General features: G+C 34.7%; 15 protein-coding genes and 1 riboswitch. Of the genes, 10 read left to right on the top strand and 5 right to left on the bottom strand.

Going from position 1 to position 15,112, the window contains the following annotated elements:
- Positions 1–41: 41 nt before the first annotated feature.
- On the bottom strand, positions 42–545 hold the full coding sequence (locus B0E34_RS11225; protein WP_087709501.1) for a GNAT family N-acetyltransferase: 504 nt from the start codon (positions 543–545) through the stop codon (positions 42–44).
- Positions 546–1,050: 505 nt separating this feature from the next.
- Between B0E34_RS11225 and B0E34_RS11220 the strand changes: the two genes are divergently transcribed.
- The 4 genes from B0E34_RS11220 to B0E34_RS11200 all read left to right on the top strand — a co-directional run bounded on the left by B0E34_RS11220 (position 1,051) and on the right by B0E34_RS11200 (position 5,461).
- Positions 1,051–3,198 carry an endonuclease MutS2 gene (locus B0E34_RS11220; protein WP_087709499.1) on the top strand — a complete coding sequence of 716 codons (2,148 nt, stop codon included), beginning with the start codon at positions 1,051–1,053 and terminating at the stop codon, positions 3,196–3,198.
- Complete coding sequence (locus B0E34_RS11215) at positions 3,199–3,690, top strand: YcxB family protein (RefSeq protein WP_087709497.1); 492 nt, start codon at positions 3,199–3,201, stop codon at positions 3,688–3,690.
- Between the two features lie 85 nt (positions 3,691–3,775).
- Positions 3,776–4,387: a hypothetical protein gene (locus B0E34_RS11210; RefSeq protein ID WP_087709495.1), complete on the top strand. Its 612-nt coding sequence runs from the start codon at positions 3,776–3,778 to the stop codon at positions 4,385–4,387.
- Positions 4,388–4,792: 405 nt separating this feature from the next.
- Complete coding sequence (locus tag B0E34_RS11200) at positions 4,793–5,461, top strand: ATP-binding cassette domain-containing protein (RefSeq protein ID WP_087709491.1); 669 nt, start codon at positions 4,793–4,795, stop codon at positions 5,459–5,461.
- Position 5,462: 1 nt separating this feature from the next.
- Here the strand turns inward: B0E34_RS11200 and B0E34_RS11195 are convergent, their stop codons facing one another.
- From B0E34_RS11195 to B0E34_RS11185, 3 genes are read right to left on the bottom strand one after another with little or no spacing between them, the layout of a single operon-like run.
- Positions 5,463–5,789 carry a transposase gene (locus tag B0E34_RS11195; protein ID WP_087709489.1) on the bottom strand — a complete coding sequence of 109 codons (327 nt, stop codon included), beginning with the start codon at positions 5,787–5,789 and terminating at the stop codon, positions 5,463–5,465.
- Positions 5,765–6,193, bottom strand: coding sequence for a transposase (locus B0E34_RS11190; protein WP_087709487.1), 429 nt, complete (start codon positions 6,191–6,193; stop codon positions 5,765–5,767). The genes B0E34_RS11195 and B0E34_RS11190 overlap by 25 nt, the downstream gene beginning before the upstream one ends.
- Before the next feature lie 25 nt (positions 6,194–6,218).
- A complete protein-coding gene (locus tag B0E34_RS11185; protein ID WP_087709485.1) occupies positions 6,219–7,604 on the bottom strand; it encodes a phage tail-like protein in 1,386 nt (461 codons plus the stop codon).
- A 229-nt stretch (positions 7,605–7,833) separates the two neighbouring features.
- Here B0E34_RS11185 and B0E34_RS11180 point away from each other — a divergent pair, with 229 nt between their 5' ends.
- From B0E34_RS11180 to B0E34_RS11170, 3 genes are all read left to right on the top strand, one after another.
- A complete protein-coding gene (locus tag B0E34_RS11180) occupies positions 7,834–8,796 on the top strand; it encodes a helix-turn-helix domain-containing protein (protein ID WP_087709483.1) in 963 nt (320 codons plus the stop codon).
- A gap of 100 nt (positions 8,797–8,896) precedes the next feature.
- Positions 8,897–9,691 (top strand): hypothetical protein, encoded by a 795-nt coding sequence (locus tag B0E34_RS11175; RefSeq protein WP_228423062.1) that lies wholly within the window; start codon positions 8,897–8,899, stop codon positions 9,689–9,691.
- Between the two features lie 60 nt (positions 9,692–9,751).
- A riboswitch (cobalamin riboswitch) is annotated at positions 9,752–9,931 on the top strand.
- 109 nt (positions 9,932–10,040) lie between these two features.
- On the top strand, positions 10,041–10,424 hold the full coding sequence (locus B0E34_RS11170) for an acyl-CoA thioesterase (protein ID WP_076392338.1): 384 nt from the start codon (positions 10,041–10,043) through the stop codon (positions 10,422–10,424).
- A gap of 89 nt (positions 10,425–10,513) precedes the next feature.
- Here B0E34_RS11170 and B0E34_RS11165 read toward each other — a convergent pair whose 3' ends face one another.
- Complete coding sequence (locus B0E34_RS11165; protein ID WP_087709479.1) at positions 10,514–11,104, bottom strand: HD domain-containing protein; 591 nt, start codon at positions 11,102–11,104, stop codon at positions 10,514–10,516.
- A 303-nt stretch (positions 11,105–11,407) separates the two neighbouring features.
- On the opposite strand from B0E34_RS11165, the gene B0E34_RS11160 reads away from it, so the two are divergent.
- The 3 genes from B0E34_RS11160 (at position 11,408) to B0E34_RS11150 (ending at position 15,023) form a co-directional block, all read left to right on the top strand.
- Positions 11,408–12,748, top strand: a complete 1,341-nt coding sequence (locus B0E34_RS11160) for a cytochrome P450 (RefSeq protein WP_087709477.1) — start codon at positions 11,408–11,410, stop codon at positions 12,746–12,748.
- A 213-nt stretch (positions 12,749–12,961) separates the two neighbouring features.
- Positions 12,962–13,291 carry a PadR family transcriptional regulator gene (locus B0E34_RS11155; protein ID WP_072952756.1) on the top strand — a complete coding sequence of 110 codons (330 nt, stop codon included), beginning with the start codon at positions 12,962–12,964 and terminating at the stop codon, positions 13,289–13,291.
- A 10-nt stretch (positions 13,292–13,301) separates the two neighbouring features.
- The gene (locus B0E34_RS11150; protein WP_087709475.1) at positions 13,302–15,023 is read left to right on the top strand and encodes a PspC domain-containing protein; all 1,722 of its coding nucleotides are present in this window, start codon (positions 13,302–13,304) and stop codon (positions 15,021–15,023) included.
- The last annotated feature ends 89 nt before the right edge of the window (positions 15,024–15,112 follow it).

Here is a 15,112-nt window from a genome sequence, read left to right as displayed (position 1 = left end):
AAATAAAAAAGATTTCTCCTTCGTCGAAATGACAAAGAAAATTATTTCTTCAAGCTAAAAACCAGATTCTCCGGAAAATCTTCATCCTTTCTATCTTCCTGCAATACAAAATCATGTTTTAAAAGAAGTCCTTTTGAATTTTCATTGAGTTTATGCGTCATCGCAACAATTTCCTGCAAATGTAAATTTTTAAATGCAAAATCCACGACTGCAGCCAAAGCTTCCGACATGATTCCTTTTCTATGATATTCCGGTAATAATTCATAACCGACTTCTGCTTCTTTTCGGTCTTCTGAAAAATTCCAGAGACAAATGGTTCCAATCAGATTTGGTTGGTCTTTTAAAGAAATTCCCCAGTAAAAAGATTTCTGATTTCGGGTATTTTCTTTAATGGTTAAAATAAACTGAAGCGCATCATAATTGTTTTTAGGAGGATTTCGGTGTACGAACTGGTTGATGGTTTCATTGCTTCTGATCTTTAGAATGTCTTCCGTATAACTTTCGTCGATAGGTTTCAGAATTAATCTTTCGGTTTTTAGCTTCATAGTTCAAACTTACATAAATTTAGTAAATTAACTTATTAGTTTCGACCAAAAAAACACGAAAATTTTATTCGAAAAGTCAACCCAAAGTCCAAAAATTAAATCTAATTGTTAAATAGAGGTAAACCTCACAGGTTTTTGAAACCTGTGAGGTTTTAAAAGAAATTTAGTAATTAAACTCATTAATTTCTGACTCAAAAATCACAAAAAATTTTATTAAAAGAAGTCAACTCAAAGTTCAAAAATTAAATCTAATTGTTAAACAGTGGCAAACCTCACAGGTTTTTGAAACCTGTGAGGTTTTAAAATTAAATTCAGCCATTACTTAATTATACAGCACATTAATGATTTCAAAAAAACTTTACAAAAGGTAACATCCCGAATACAAACGAAGCTTTAAAAGTATAGACTGCACTTGCCGAAGCTTATATTAACAAAAGAGATCAAATCAATAAATCATTTTCAAATTCTCAAATTATTTCATTTTCAAATTAATTATCTTTGCAGTGTGTATATAAATAAAGAAGATTTAAACGAATTAGAGTTTCCGCAATTGCTCGCGGAAATTTCTCCCTTTGCGTATTCTCCGAAAACAAGAGAAAAAATTCTTCAACTTCGTCCGATGGAAATAGACGAGGCAGAACTTTCATTGAAAAAAACTTCCGAGTATCTTTCGAGTTTTGAAAGTTCAAATGCAATTCCGTTTGATGAATATGAAGATATCGAAAGTGAGCTGAAGCTAATGCTGATCGAAAATTACCGACTGGAAAACAGCGCTTTCATCAAAATCAAAACCATCACGGAGCAAATCGGGAAACTGCAGAAGTTCTTCCCGACCATGCCGGAAACCTTCCCTACTCTCATGGAAGATGTTTCTGTTCTGGAATTCAGAAAAGAGATTATTGATAAAGTTGATAAGGTGTTCAACCGTTTCGGTGAGGTAAAAAGTGAAGCTTCTCCTGTTTTAAAAGGATTAAGAAGTGAAATTCAGCACGCGAAAAAAGCGATTCAGGAAAATTTCAACCGTGCGTTAACGACTTACGGACAGAGTGATTTTCTGGATGATATCCGCGAAACGATTATTGATGACCAAAGAGTTTTAGCGGTAAAATCGGGATTCAAAAGAAGAGTTCCAGGAAGGGTTTTGGGACTTTCGAAAACGGGTTCCATCACTTATATTCAGCCGGATTCCGTCGTAAAGCATTATTTCAAGCTTCGTGAAAGTGAGGAGGAAGAGAAAAAGGAAATTGATAAGATTTTAAGACAGCTTACCGCAGAACTGGCGGAATTTCAACCTCAGCTGTGGAGATATCAGAAGTATATTTTCGATCTTGATTTAACGAGAGCGAAGGCTAAATTTGCAGAACTCATCAATGGTGTTTTACCAAAAATCAACCGCCATAAAACGTTAAGATTAAGAGAAGCATTCCATCCTTTGCTGTTTTTAAGAAATAAAGCGGAAAATAAAACGATCTATCCTCAAACGCTGAGTTTAACGGAACACAACAGAATCATCTGTATTTCCGGACCGAATGCGGGAGGAAAATCCATTACGCTGAAAACAGTTGGTTTGCTTCAATTGATGATCCAGAGCGGAATTCTGGTTCCAACCCATCCAAAATCGGAAATGTTTTTCTTTGATAAGATCATGACCGATATTGGGGATAATCAGTCGATTGAAAACCATCTTTCGACGTATTCATCAAGATTGAAGAAAATGTCGGGAATCATCCGTGAAGCTGAAGCGAATACGCTTTTACTGATTGATGAATTCGGTACAGGTTCCGATCCTGAACTGGGAGGTGCTTTAGCAGAAAGTTTCCTTGAGTTTTTCTATGACAAAAAAAGTTTTGCGATCATTACAACGCACTACACCAACATTAAACTTGTTGTAGAGCAGCTTCCGAATGCCCAGAATGCCGCAATGTTATTCAATGAAGAAACGCTGGAACCGATGTATAAACTGGAAGTGGGACAAGCGGGAAGTTCATTTACTTTTGAGGTGGCGGAAAAGAATAAAATACCGAGATTCATTATTCATTCTGCCAAGAAAAAGGTGGAACATGATATTGTAAATCTGGATAAAACGATTGTAAAACTTCAGCAGGAAAAATATGAAGTGGAAAAGCTTAAAACCGATCTTGCCGAAAGAAAAGAATCTGTAGAAGATAAACGCGATAACCTTCAGAAACTGAATGAACAGCTTCAGCAGAAGCTATTCAATTTCCAGAAATTATATGAAGAAGAGCACCGTAAACTGCAGTTCGGAAACAAGATTGAGGCTTTTATCGACAGCTACGTAAAAGGAAAGTCCAGAAAAGATGTTGTAAAAGATTTTGTAAAAATTCTTGAGCAGGAAAAATTCAGAAAACTGGGTGCAGATAAAGATGAATCTAAACGTCTTCAGGTTGTGAAAAGGAAGATTACCCAACAGCTTAAAAAGGAAGAAGTAATTGAAAAAATTACGGAAACCAATGAAAAACTGGAGGAAAAACGCAAAACCGACCGCGCTCTTTGGATGAAAGTCGGGCAACGTGTCCGTATTTCCGGCAGCACGAGTGTGGGAACGATTGAAAAGATTTCGCGAAATAAAGTGATCGTGAATTACGGAACATTCAAAACTACGATTGACGCAGACGAACTGGAAAGAATTTAAATGATAACGGTAAAAACTCATATCAGTTTTAAGGATTTTCTGATGTTTCATCTCAAAAGTTCTTTAATAAGACTTATTGCTTTTCCTTTGCTGATTGTGCTTTTCTTTATTGTAAAACTGTTTGCAGATGGCAATTCTGAACAGGAAATTTTGCTTTCAGCTTCAATGTGGCTTGGAATTATGTTTCTGTTTATCGTGATCCGGTCTTTTTTACGGCTGAAATTTGCTTTCAGCTCCAATAAAAAGATTCAGGAAAATATTACATATATTTTTACGGAAGAGAAAATCCGTACAGAAGGAGAAACTTTTGATGCAGAATTTGCATGGAATACGGTTTATAAAGTGAAGGAAAATAAAGAATGGTTTCTGATCTACCAAAGCGCACAGACGATGAATATGGTTCCGAAAAAGTATTTTACGAAGGATGAGATTACCGGATTGCGAAGAATGATTACAGAAAATAATGTAAAAGCAAAGCTCAGAAAAGAGTAATGTACTTACAAAATATCTCATGAGAGCGTCTGTTCAGGACGCTCTTTTATTTTAAATTTTATATTTTTACCCCAAACAATAATTTATGAAGACCTTAAAAATGCTGTCCGACTTTCTGCCGATACCGAGCTATACTGTAATTATCCTTTGTTTTTTATTTCCCTTTTTCCTTGTGAAATGCGGTAACGTTACTTTGATGTCTGTAAAGGGAACTGATCTGATAACGGGAGTTTCTAAGCAAAAAATGGACGAAAGAATGAGAGAAAGCATTAAAAAAAGTTCTCCTTATACATCTTCCGTAAGCAATCAGGAAGATCATCCGTCTTCATACGATGATTCTCAAGAAGAAAGTGACAAAGGTGATATTTCGCCAAATCCGTTTGTTATTCTTTCTTTTCTAATGGCGATTGCGGGAATTGCTGTGCAACTGATGAAAACCATACGAAACAAGTATCTTTATCATCTTGGGTTTTCTGTAACCGGACTTCTTGGGTTTTTAGGATTTTATCTGAGTTTTAAAGCTAAAATGGAAGATATGGAACATACCACAGGAATGGGAATGGATGGAAAAATAAATATTGCGTACAGTTTCGGAGATGCTTTTTATATTGCTGCCGCTGTATTTTCAGTTGTTTTTGTTTTCTTTGGAATCTATTCTTATCTGTTTTTGTCAAAAAAAGATCTGGAGAAAATTTAACGATATTTGGTTATCAGTTTCTAAAAAATTTCAGATTTTTATTCTTTTGAGAGCTTAAGATATTTTAGTAGAAGCTTTATAATCAATTGATGTAACTTTGGTTGAATTCAAAATTAGTTTAAACAGATATATGGTTAAAAATATAAGGATTCTATGGATTTTCTATGTAAAATTATTGATTCCTGCTGTTCTATTTTCTTTGTTGATGAATGCCCTACTTGGTTTTACGGCTGACAATTTCGGATTGTGTTTTTTGGTATTTTTTCCGGCTTTTCATTATCTGATTTATGAATTAAGATTGAAGAATGAATATTTTTTCTTTGCCAATTTCGGGTTTTCAAGAGTTTTTCTTTGGATTTTCACTTTTTCAGCAGGGGTAATTATTAATGTGATTACAAAATTAATATGAGCAAATTGCATATTGACAGTGTTACAAAATCTTTTAACGAAAAGAAAATTCTGAGAGATATCTACATGGGTTGTGAAACAGGAAAGATTATCGGATTGCTGGGAAGAAACGGTACGGGAAAATCTACTCTTTTAAAAATTATTTTCGGAACAGAGAAAGGCGATTCTCAGTTTGTAAGAGTGGATGATAAAATTTTACAAAACCAAATGGACAGGAAAGGAAGGATTGCTTATTTACCTCAGCATTCTTTTCTTCCGAGGGGTGTAAAAATTAAAAAACTGATCTCACTTTTCTGTAATAAAGAAAATGCAGATCAGCTCATTGGATCAGATTTGTTAAAACCTTTTTTAAATGAAACTTCAGGAAGTCTTTCCGGCGGCGAAAAAAAAATTGTTGAGGTTCTTTTAATTTTATATTCCGATTCAAAGTTTATTCTTCTGGATGAACCTTTTAACGCTTTATCTCCAAAAATGATTGTTGAAATTCAGAGAATGATTAAAGATCAATCACAACAGAAAGGAATTATCCTCTCAGATCATCGCTATAAGGAAGTGTTGGAAGTTTCAGACGAAATTTATCTTCTTTCTGATTCTTATTTAAGGCAGATTAAAGATTCAAAAGAATTACAACGGCACGGTTATCTTCCGATCTCTTATTCAGATTAATTCAGAAGAATATTTTTTTCCATTTTCCCACCGTATTTCTGCTCATTTTAAACTTAATAGCCAGTTCAGTATTGTTTAAATTATATTTTTTCTGATAATCCAGAATTTTTAAAATAGTAGATTTATCATATGATTTTAAATTCTGATCTGCCTTATTGGGTTTTAAAATATTATTAACTTCTAAAACATCCAGAAAACCCAGCTCTTTTTTTCTAAGTATATGTTCGCACTGCTGAAGTTTTTCAGGATATTTCATTGTAATAAGATCCTGATATATCTGTTTATAGTCCGGAGTTGTTTTCTTTATTTTTTTCTCTTTGATATCCATTTATATAGTGTTGTGCTTGGAATTTTATATTTTTCGTAGATTTCATGTCTTGACAGTTTTTTTTCTTCCATCAATTCGAGAATAAAATCAATAATTTCCTGAGTATAAATATTTTTTCTGAAGTTTGATTTCAATACTTTATGTTTAGTTTGTGACTGCGGTTTCAGATTTGAAGACGGAGGTGCGTAAAATATTAAATGCTGAGTATAAAGTCTAAAGAAGTCATAATTAAGAAGTTTACTCCAGTTCAGCAGAACAGTACAGTCTATATGCGACGAGCTGAACATTTTGTATATATCTTCTTCTTTCAAATTAAAATAATTACAGATGTGGGAAATTTCCATCCCACATTCTGTAACCTTAATTTCAATAAACTTACCAATATGGATGTCCTTGAAATTCATTTTTCATCAATGTGTATTATATTTACTATTGTCCTGTAATCTGTTCGATTTTAATAAAAACTTTTTGTTTGGTTACCTCTGTTGCAGTAGCCGAAGGATCCATCCCTGCCATTACAGTTGCAGTGTAAGCTACTTTGGAGGTTGTGGAAGTATCAATCCAGGAATAGTATCGATATTCCGGTCCGCTATTAAATGCGTTATAAATCCCCGGATTTCCCCAAGCGCCTGCATTAGAAGTGGATAATGATCTCCATGTATTTCCGTCTCCACCACCCGGAGTTTGTGACGGAACTACTAAACTTCCTCCGGCATCAGTAATCTGTCCTCCATAAAATGTAGAGTAATTCCACATAATGGTTTTGGATGTACTGGAGTTATTTCGCAACAGTACGTTGTTTTCTGCTCCACTTGCAGTAGAAGTTGTGTTATTGGTAGCAGTAGCGGTAGCATTCTGAATAGAGTGTCTCATAAAAACTTTTACTGTGTAAAGACCATCCGGTGTCTTTGCTTCTACTACAAATCCTTTTACTCCCGTGTCCGGATCTGTTACAAATTTCATATAATCCATAACCGCTACTGTTTTAATATCAGCATTCACCTGAGTTCCTACAGTAACAGAGCTACAGCCTGTAAGTCCGGAATTTGCGGTAATAAAAGGAGTCAGATCAAATGTAATTCCCACCGGTGACGTTTGCGAAGCAATAGGAGTTCCCTGTACTGCAAATGCTAAAGAACCGGATCCAACCTCAAGCTTTCCGCCGGTAATGGTTGCCGTAACTCCCGGATTTCCTACTGAATATAATGTAATTCCACTATACTGACCGCCGTTTGCTCCGGAGTATGGAATTTTCATCACGGTTCCTGAAGTAATTGCAGTAGGCGTATTTCCATCAATTAACTGCGATGGATCCAATGCAGCAGCATTACAGTTTAAAACAGCAACTGCTCCTACCGGAGAAGTGTCTTCCATAAGACGCCACTCGCTTCCGTTCCAGTAAACATACCCGGAATAGCTAAATCCTGAATTTGTTCCTAAATTATACACCAATAATCCTGTTGCCGGATTCGGAATTGTTGTAATATCCGTTCTGGATGTTAAAGCCATTCTTGGAATAAGAAGACCTTTTTTGCTTCCTGAAGAAAGCTGATCCACATTCATATCCAGTATAGCGGAACCATCTGGAGTTACTGTACCAATACCTACACTTCCATTGCTCTTAACAACAAAGTCGTCGGAAGACTGTAAAGCTGTTGGTGCGTTATCCGGATCATTGGTTGTGGCAGAAGAAGATTTTCCGTCTACATGGAATACACCTTGCGGTTTTGTGGTATTAATACCAACCTGAGCGAAAGATTTAAATCCCAAAACAGAAATCGCAATGAGAAGAAATAATTTTTTTTTGTTCGTCATAATATATGTTTTTAAAGGGGGTTATCAGATATTTATATTATCAATATTTAAAGATTAAATTTTTATTGTAATTTTGCTAACTGAAAAACACATTGCAAATATAGAGTCACATTTTTGAGTAGAAAACAAGAGATAAATGATAAATGACTTTTCATTGCAACTAATATAAAAAACTGATAATCAATATATTTTATAAATGATTTTCTGAATTATATTATATTAGAATATTATGGGGAAAAAAAATACTGAAATTGAAGTGCTGGATCTGAAAAGAGAACTCGCTAACCGATATATTTATGTACTGGCTGTAACTTTTATTACATGCATCCTGATTTTTTCATTTTACATGAAAGATCCGATAATGGTTTACTACCTCATCGGAGGTTTTTTTTCATTACTCCTTCCTTTTTACATATTGGGAAATCATTACGACCTTCTTAAAGTCGTGAAGGTTTTCATTCTTGTAATGCCGCTTTACAACTTGTTTATAGTATTCAGGTTCTGGAATATTTCAGTCTGCAGTTTAATATGGATTGTAGCTCTTCCCTTTTGGGCAAATATCTTTTTTTCGAAAAAAGAAGTGGTTATCTTCACGGTATATGCTATTTTTCTCATAAGTTTTTGCTGCATATTTGCCGGAAACGACTATTTCGGGTATCCTTTTAATGATCTTAAGAAGGGAAACCTTACAGACGCTTTTATATTTACTGTTAACCTTATACAGATATTTTTAGGAACATATTATAAAAGCCTGATTCAAAATATAAAGAGTAAAGAGGTAATTATTGAGAAAAAGGTTTCTCAGACTGCTGCTCCTGTTGCTGATAAAGATTTGCAACTTGCTGAAAATATTTTTGAGAAAATAGACAATGAGGTAATTGGCAATAAACTCTTCAGAAATGCAGATTTAACGATTTCCGAGCTCAGCAGTACAATTAAAGTGAATAACAATTATATTTCCAAAGCCATAAAAATCAACGGATTCGATAATTTTAATCATTACATCAACACACATCGTGTGATATACGTAAAGAATAAACTTCATAGTGATGAACTGAAAACGATGACTTTGATGCATATCTACTCTGAAGCAGGATTTAAGAATCAGTCAACTTTTAATAAAGTATTTAAAAAAATAGAAGGGGTAACTCCAAGTGAATATATACAGAAAACCAGTACAAAGGTTTCATGACGGCTTTTTAAGTTTAAATTAATCAGTTTACTTTTATATTTTTGAAAAGTTTAAACAAATTTTAATTTATATATTTGAACCGTCAAAAAATTTCATGATGATGTCTCTACGTAAAGCATTTTATCTTTCAGTTTTCAGTGTTTTTTCTTTTGCATTGGCGAAAGGTCAGAATAAAGTTCCTTTTGGTGTTGTAAAAGCTGAGGAAGGTTATGCCATGGTGCGTGTTCATAAAGACGATTACCGAAAAATCGTTGATAAGATACGTATGAAAACAGGAGATGTTTTTATTTATGAAAAACCTGCTCCGGGAGAAACAGAATGGATCTGGATAAAATATCCTGAAAAAGAGGATACAGAAAAACCTTTCGTACGATACGACAGCATCACCAAAGAAGGAATGGTAAATAAAAACCGCGTGGTTTTTGTTGATAATTTACCAAAATTTACCCCTTCAAAATCGAAAAACGGAAAATCTCTGATCTTTACAGACGACACCAATCCTAAAATTCCCGGAAACCAAAGAACAAAGGTTATTATTGACGTTTACCCTTCTTATGCACACATTAAGAAACAGGAAAAAGACACCAATGGAAACATTACTAAAGTTGACAAAGTAAAAGCCTGGGGCGTAGGAAAGGAATTGCCTGAAGGTTTAACCGAAATAAAATCTGTACGCGTTCAGCAACCGGGAAGAGGTTCTGTTTTTGTAAGAGATGCTATTAAAAATATGTTTCAGCCAACGATGGATTTCAATAACGTGGGTGTAACTGCAATTGATAACGATCATATTTTTCTTTATATGATAAATGGCTCCGGTGAAAACCGCTATACAACAATCTGGACGATCAAACAGGGAAAAGCTGAAAGCCAGATCATTTATAAAACTCCCGAATAATTCATTAATTATCATTATTTTTGTACCCGAAAAGCATAAGTATGGGCTCTTTTCCAGGCTGTGACTTTTCAGGAAACTGGTTTTGCTTAACTGCAGATTAAAAGGGAATCGTGTGAAAATCACGAACTGTCGCGCAACTGTAAGTAACTAAAGTCTTTATAAAAAAATCCACTGTGTAATTCATGGGAAGGGAATAAAGATGTTACAAGTCAGGAGACCTGCCTTTTTCTTCATAACAAAAAACTTTCGCGATTTGAAGTTTGTTGATCTAATGGATACTCAGAGATTTCTGTCTCTGCTTTTTCTATTGTTCTTCTATTTTTCATTTCGCTTTAATTAATAATGATATATGACTACAGAAGAAAGAATTGAAGCATCTGAAACCCGAATTTTCAAAGCGGTTTTCCCGAACACAACCAATCATTACGATACGCTTTTCGGAGGTACAGCAATGCAACTGATGGATGAAGTGGCTTTTATTGCTGCCACCAGATTTGCAAGAAAACGCGTGGTAACCGTAAGCAGCGATAAAATTGATTTTAAAAGGTCTATTCCTGCCGGAACCATTGTAGAGCTAATCGGAAAAGTGGTTCATGTCGGAAAAACGAGTATGAAAGTAAATGTGGAAATTTTCACAGAACAGATGTATTCGTATGAAAGAGAAAGAGCAATCGTAGGAGATTTTACTTTTGTAGCGATTGATGAATTCAAGAAGCCAATTCAAATATTATAAAAAGGTTCCGGCGACCTTCGGTCGCCGGAATCCAATATTTTCAATGTTCTTTAAAGCGGTTTCGGCGGGCAAAGCCCGCCGAAACCTTTCTATTTCAATACCTTTTCAGTTTCCAGATTTTTCAGCAGCAACAACTGAAATGCCTCTCCCAGTTCATCGGAAGCTCTTACAATGGCATTTTCCAACATATTTCTTATTTGCTTTTCTGTAACGCCGGCTTCTGTCCAGCTCTTTCCTGAAGTGTGGGAATTTAAGATAAAAGGCATAATGCGGTCGATCGCGCAGGCGAAAATTGCATCAGGAGTCTGCTCTTCCTCAAATTCCAGCCAAAGATTAAAAAATTCAGAACGCAGCGGCTCATCTAAAATTCCGAAGATTTTCTGAGCTGAAACTTTTTCTCTTTCAAATTTACCTGCCATTGCTGCTTCATCAAATAAGAAAGTATCTCCTGCTTCAATTTCTACCAGATCATGGATAGACAACATTCTGATTACTCTTAATAAATCGATATCTGCTCTGTTTTTCGCATACGGAAAAAGAATCTGCGCCAGAATAATAATCTGCCATGAATGTTCCGCCGTATTTTCTCTTCGTGAATCGTCTGCATTGTAATTTCTTCTTTGTACGTTTTTCAGGGCATCAACAGCCAGAATAAAATCGATTTCTTTTTGTATTTTCATTGTATATAATTATTTTGAGACCATCTATTTCTCAATCACTTAAAAAAAGCTTTGACAATTTTTCATTTAAAAGATTCACATTTCTAAAAAAATATCAATTAAAAAGATCCCAGACTTTTATGCTTATTAGAATACTATTTATTTTGATAATGAGTTTATGATAAATCTTTCGGCTGCTTTATGGTTAAAATTTAAAAAAGCATAAAATTAAAGCGAGTAAAATGGCAATACAAAAATAAGACTTTTAGCTTTAAACCTATTCTAATTCACAGATTAGTATTACTTTTATTATAAATATTCAACATGACCCCAAATTACAATTATCCTACAGAAATTAAAGGAAAAAGAAAACTGTACTCTCTTTTTTATGGTGTAAATAATCCCTTAAAAGTCATCAGCGGAAATCATAACATTGCCGGAGACACTTTCCATCTAAAAGCCAGTGTAACAAATACTGATTTTATCTTTTCTCAGGATAAGGAATTTATTGAATATGTTCTAAAACAAAACCATAAAAACTATTCTAAATCTGATATACAATCGGTTGTGTTAGGAAAATATCTCGGGAAAGGACTTCTTACCAATAACGGAAAAGACTGGCTGAAACAGAGACGCCTCATCCAGCCGGGATTCAGTAAGATCAAAATCTCCGGTTTAATCGGCATTATGGAGAATGAAATTGAAAAAGCATTTCAGAATTTTCCTCAGGAGCCGGAAATTGATTTATATGATTTTTTCCACACACTGGCTTTCAACATTGTTGCGAAAACACTTTTCAGTTCGGATATTGATGAGGAAAGTGTGAAAGAGCTGGGAAAAATCATTACCGAAGTTCAGGAGGTCTTTGCCAAAGAAGTAAGAATACCTTTGTATACGCAAATGATAAAAAGTCTTGGAATAATGGATAAAATAATGAAAAAAAATAATGAAGGGAAAAATATCATTAAAAATGTTCTGGATAAAAGAAGAAACTCTGGCGAAGAAAAAAATGATTTGCTGGATATGCTTATTCAGGCACGTTATGAAGACACACAGCTTCCAATGTCTGATGAACAGCTAATTGATGAAATGCTCATTCTTTTCATTGCAGGACACGAAACCACCGCCAATGCTTTAAGTTTTATCTTTTTCGAGATCAGCCAAAATCCTGAGGCCGAAGAAAAACTAAGAGCTGAAATTGCAGCAGAAGGTGAAAATGCTTTTGGTACAGAAAGCTTAATGAAAAAATCTTACACCACAAATATCATTAAAGAAGCAATGAGACTGCATTCTCCGGCATGGGCAATCGACCGGCAGGCTCTGGAAGACGACAGTTTTAAAAAATATTCATGGAAAAAAGGAACTTTAATAATCCTTTATATTACGGGTCTGCACAGAAATCCGAAGTACTGGAGCAATCCCAATTCTTTTATTCCTGAACGTTTTGATCATGAAAATGCCAAGAACTTCCCTTACTACCCTTTCGGAGCTGGCTCCAGACTTTGCATCGGAGAACACTTTGCTATGATGGAAATGGCACTTATCGTCCGAAGATTCTATAAAAACTACAGGTTTGTATCATATCAGAAAGAATTAAAGAAAAAAGCTTTGGTTACTTTAAGAACATTGAGCCTAAAAGGTAAAATTGTTAAAAATATGATCTGATTTTCATAAAATTCTCATTATATAAAATTTCTCATTAAAAATAATTAAACTGATTATCAATTAGTTAAACTATTTATTTGTATTTTTTCACTACTTTGTATTGCATAATACCATTTTAATTACATATCTTTGTAATGTAAAATCGAAACAGGTACAACTAGCTAGGTTCCGGGTTTCGAAAATTATGTAACTAATTAACAAAACTTATTAAAGATGAATACTGAAAATACCAAAGCGCAAATGCGAAAAGGGATTCTGGAATTCTGTATTTTAAGTCTCATCAATCATCGCGAAATGTACGTTTCCGACTTAATCGATGAACTGAAAAAAGGAAAACTGGATGTTGTAGAAGGAACACTCTACCCTCTTTTAACTAGATTAAAAAACGGCGAGTTTCTTTCATACAGATGGGAAGAATCTACAGGAGGACCTCCGAGAAAATATTACCAGATTACCGAAAAAGGTAAATTATTTTTAGATGAACTTCAAAACACCTGGAACGAATTAACCAATTCAGTCAACCAAATCACTCAAAAAAATTAAAAACAAAGCTATGAACAAGACACTCTCAATAGGACTCGCAGGTTTTTCTTTTACCATAGAAGAACACGCATACATAAAACTTAGCGATTACCTGAATGCTCTGAGAAGCTCTCTGGATGCTTCGGAAGCAGATGAGGTAATGCATGACATAGAAATCAGAATGGTAGAAATCTTCAAAGATTCTATGGCAAAACGTGAGGTAATTAACGACTCGGATGTAGAAAGAGTAATTGCACAGATCGGAAGCCCTGAAAAAATCGAAGAACAGGAAGAAGCTTATTATTCTGAAAAAAATACCAAAAGAACAAACACTTCAGGAACCGAATATTCTGATAAAAAGCAACTGTTCCGTGATCCTGAAAGACAAAAAATCGCCGGTGTTTGTGCAGGTTTAGCGCATTACGTAGGAATGGACATTACTGCCATGAGAGCGATCTGGCTTGGCGTTTTCATCCTTGGAATCTTTACGGCGGCCGTTTCTTCAACATTGGTTTTCTTACTTTATATTATTCTTTGGGCAGTTTTGCCAAAAGCAGAAACCGCAGCAGATTTCCTGAAAATGAAGGGAAAGCCTATGAACTTCGACAATCTTAAGAATGAGTCTAATAAATTGGTACAGTTTGCCAATGAATCTACTCAGAGGGTCGGAGAAATCTATATCGAAAACAAACCTTACATCAACAACGCAGGAAGCGGACTTTGGAATGTACTACGATATATTTTAGGAGGTATTTTTGGGTTTATGTCTTTGTCTTGTCTCATCGGAGTATTTGTAGTATTCGGTTTTATGGGAGCAGACAGCGATTTCCCTCCGGTAAGCCAGATGAATTTCTATTTCGATAATGATAATATGAAATACATTCTTATGGCACTGATTACTTTAGGAAGTTTATTGCCTGCGATGTTATTCGGATTATTAAGCATCAAATTAATTTCTCCTAAAACAAAACTGAGAAATACAGGTTGGGTAATCGGAGCTTTATTCCTTGCACTCATCACTTTAGGTACTTATTTCGGATTCAGCATGGCGAAAAGAGAAATGTTCCTGAAAGGTCATAAGGAAGATACAGAAGAAATTGCAATCAACACTCAATCAGACAGTATTTATGTAGATTTCAAACAAGTTTCCATTCCTCAGAACTTTAAAGGATACGATGATGATCTTTATTCAGACAAAGTTTCCGTATACGAAAGAGACTGGATGCATGTGGATGTAACGAGAAAAGCAGACATCAAAACGCCTTATTTAATTATTAAAAAAGAAGCTAAAGGATATAATCTTCCGTTAAATGTAAGCGTTCCTGTAGAAGTGGTAAACAATAAAATTGTTCTTCCGAACTACATCAAATATCCATACGAACACCGTTTCAGAGATTACAGCATTGATTATGAAGTGGTACTTCCTTTGAAAACCGTAGTGATTCCTGTAAAAAAAGACGGAATCAGCTTCGACGGAGATCTTAACGCAGATGGAATTAATGATGACGATCAGGAAAGAGACGAAGACGGAAACATCAAAATCGAAAAAAATAAAATCACGGTAAACGGTTCTACGATTGAATACAACTCTGATGATGAAGACAGCATTATCGTTAACGGAAAAAAAGTTCCGAGCAATAAGGCAGATCAGGTAATCGACTCCATGAAAAGCAGCATCAAAAAGATGAAAGGAGCAAATATCGATTTCAAGGTAGACGAAGGTAAAAACGAAATTTCCATACAAACCAAATAACTAAACTGCAGAGAGTGGCAGAAGGTGTGAATGAATAACACAACCGTTTGAAATTCACACTCTTCTTCTCTCACTGAAAACAAAAAAAT

Origin of the sequence: Chryseobacterium mucoviscidosis (genome assembly GCF_002177115.1) — a bacterium.
Lineage (GTDB): Bacteria > Bacteroidota > Bacteroidia > Flavobacteriales > Weeksellaceae > Chryseobacterium > Chryseobacterium mucoviscidosis.
Note: the sequence above shows the minus strand (reverse complement) of the source record. Positions and strands in the feature narration are given on the sequence as shown.